Origin of the sequence: Corallococcus sp. AB030 (assembly GCF_003668965.1) — a bacterium.
GTDB classification, from domain to species: Bacteria; Myxococcota; Myxococcia; order Myxococcales; family Myxococcaceae; genus Corallococcus; species Corallococcus exiguus.
This window is the reverse complement of sequence record NZ_RAWQ01000416.1, coordinates 1-2274: the sequence shown is the minus strand read 5'-3', so window position 1 is coordinate 2274 and position 2274 is coordinate 1. Positions and strand designations below refer to the sequence as shown.

General features: G+C 69.3%; 3 protein-coding genes. All 3 read left to right on the top strand.

The genetic code is table 11. The annotated features are described in order from the left end of the window. Positions 1–876: carboxypeptidase-like regulatory domain-containing protein (locus D7Y15_RS43175; protein ID WP_233605323.1), on the top strand; the 876-nt coding region annotated here is incomplete at its 5' end. A 101-nt stretch (positions 877–977) separates the two neighbouring features. After that, the gene (locus tag D7Y15_RS43170; RefSeq protein ID WP_120581687.1) at positions 978–1466 is read left to right on the top strand and encodes an 8-oxo-dGTP diphosphatase; all 489 of its coding nucleotides are present in this window, start codon (positions 978–980) and stop codon (positions 1464–1466) included. A gap of 116 nt (positions 1467–1582) precedes the next feature. Continuing rightward, complete coding sequence (locus D7Y15_RS43165) at positions 1583–2110, top strand: DUF2780 domain-containing protein (RefSeq protein WP_121756193.1); 528 nt, start codon at positions 1583–1585, stop codon at positions 2108–2110. Positions 2111–2274 lie beyond the last annotated feature (164 nt).

The window sequence follows — 2274 nt, the reverse complement described above, 5'->3', positions numbered from 1 at the left end:
GTGGTGAAGGGGCGGGTGACGAACGCCGTGACGGGGGCCGCCGTCGTTGGCGCGCGGGTGCACCTGGATGGAGTTCCCGAGGACGCACAAGCGTGGACGGAGTGGGTGGACGTATCAGCCGCCGAGGGAGGGGGGCGCACGGCGGTGGATGGCACCTTCACCCTGACGCAGGTGGGGGAGCTCCCCGGGACTCTGCTCGTGACGCATCCCCGATTCGTGCAGGCGCGCGTGCCCCTTACCGAGCAGGGCGTCTCCGTGCGGCTCGAGCCCGGGGCCACGGTGCGGGGCACGGTTCGTGACGTGCATACCCGCTTGCTCCGGATTGTCCTGTCCCGCCAGGGAGAACCCTTCGCGGATGACATCCGCCTGGAGGGAGAGCACTTCTCACGCTCGGACATCCCCGCGGGCACCTATGAAGTCTCCGTCGAAGCCTCCAGTGACAGGGCGCCCCCGTTCGAAATCAAGTCACAGACCGTCACGCTCCCGCCGGGAGGGACAGCGACGTTGAGCTTCATGAACATGAAGCGGGTGACGCTGCGCCTTCGTGCCCCCATCAACCTGGGGCACCTCGAGACAGCGCTGGTTCCGGGGAAGGTGCCCATGCCGAGAAGTGAAGCCGAACGGCAGAGCATCCTCATGGACGCCGACCCCATCCACGAAGGTGACGAGCGCACCTGGGTCTTCAAGTCCCTGAAGAGCGGGACCTATACCTTCTTCGTCTTCGAGCCGAGGGGCAGCGTCGTCCGGACGTTGCGCCAGGAGGTGACGTTGCCGGACCGGGGCGAGGTTGCCCGCGCACTGGAGATGAACTGGGTGGACGTGCCAGTGATCGAGGCGGACGAGGGTGCGCTCGGTACCGGGACGCCCCGACGCTGAATGACACCCCGCACAGCCCGGGCGGCCCGCGCAGCGGACCATGCGCACGCGGGCGGAGTTCGTCTTGACGCCCTGCCCGAATCAGGAGACGAACCGGGCCCATGCCCTACACTCCCATCGTCGCCACGCTGGGCTACGTGATGTCGCCGGACGGCCAGCAGGTGCTGCTCATCCACCGGAACGCGCGCCCGGAGGATGCCCATTACGGCAAGTACAACGGCCTGGGCGGCAAGATGGACCGCGACGAGGACATCGCCGCGTGCATGCGCCGCGAGATTCGCGAGGAGGCCGGCATCGAGTGCACGCGCATGGTCCTGCGCGGCACCCTGTCCTGGCCCGGCTTCGGCAAGCACGGCGAGGACTGGCTGGGCTTCATCTTCCGCATCGACGCCTTCGAGGGCACGCCCCTGGAGAAGAACCCCGAGGGTTCCCTGTCCTGGGTCCCCGTGTCCTCCATCCTGTCCCTGTCGCTGTGGGATGGAGACCGGCACTTCCTGCCGCTCGTGTTCGACGAAGACCCGCGCCCCTTCCACGGCGTCATGCCCTACGAGGGCGGTCGCGCGGTGAGCTGGTCCTTCACCCGGCTGTAGGGCTCCCTCCGGGCGTCCTCCGACCAACGCTCACGGCCGTTTTCCAACCAGCGCTCCGGCCTGGACCGCTAGAACCTCCGCCTCACACTTGGGACTCACGTGAAGGAGCGCGGCGCATGGACCTCATCGGACAGCTCTCGCAGCAGCTTGGAGTGGATGGCACGCAGGCACAGGGGCTCGCGGGTTCGCTCCTGAAGCTGGTGCAGGGCTCGGTGCAGGAGAAGGTGGGCCCGGACGCGGCCCGGCAGATGGACCAGGCCATCCCGGAGATGCAGGGCTGGCAGCAGCAGGCGCAGGCCCCGGCGGCTGACGGCGGCGGCCTCATGGGCGCGCTGGGCGGCATGCTCGGCGGCGCGGGCGGTGGTGGCGGCGGCGGCATCATGGGCGCCCTGGGTGGCGCGGCGGCCCACGCGGGAGAGATCGCCGGCGTGGTGACCATCCTCCAGCGGTTCAACCTGGACACGAGCAAGGCCACCCTGGTCGCGCCCCTGCTCCTCAACTTCCTCAAGTCGCGCCTGGACCCGGGCCTGGTGGGGAAGATCCTCGCCGTGATGCCCCTGCTCGCGGGCGGCGCCGGTGGCGGCAGCGGCCCCCAGGGCGGCGGCGGACTGGGCGGAATGCTCGGCGGCATCCTGGGGAAATAGGAGCGCCGCAGCTCCTGCAAGGGCCTGTCACTCCAGGGGGTTGGGGGAAACGTCGTGCGGGAATGCAAAACAATTCCGCTCGCGGTGACTTGAAGGGGAACGGCGGGCTCCCACCCGCCAGGAGCCCCGGTCATGACCTTCTTGTCCCGCATGCAGCCCTCCCC

Coding starts and splice junctions, on each gene's coding strand:
- D7Y15_RS43170 (WP_120581687.1), top strand. CDS start 978: ATGCCCTACACTCCCATCGTCGCCACGCTGGGCTACGTGATGTCGCCG.
- D7Y15_RS43165 (WP_121756193.1), top strand. CDS start 1,583: ATGGACCTCATCGGACAGCTCTCGCAGCAGCTTGGAGTGGATGGCACG.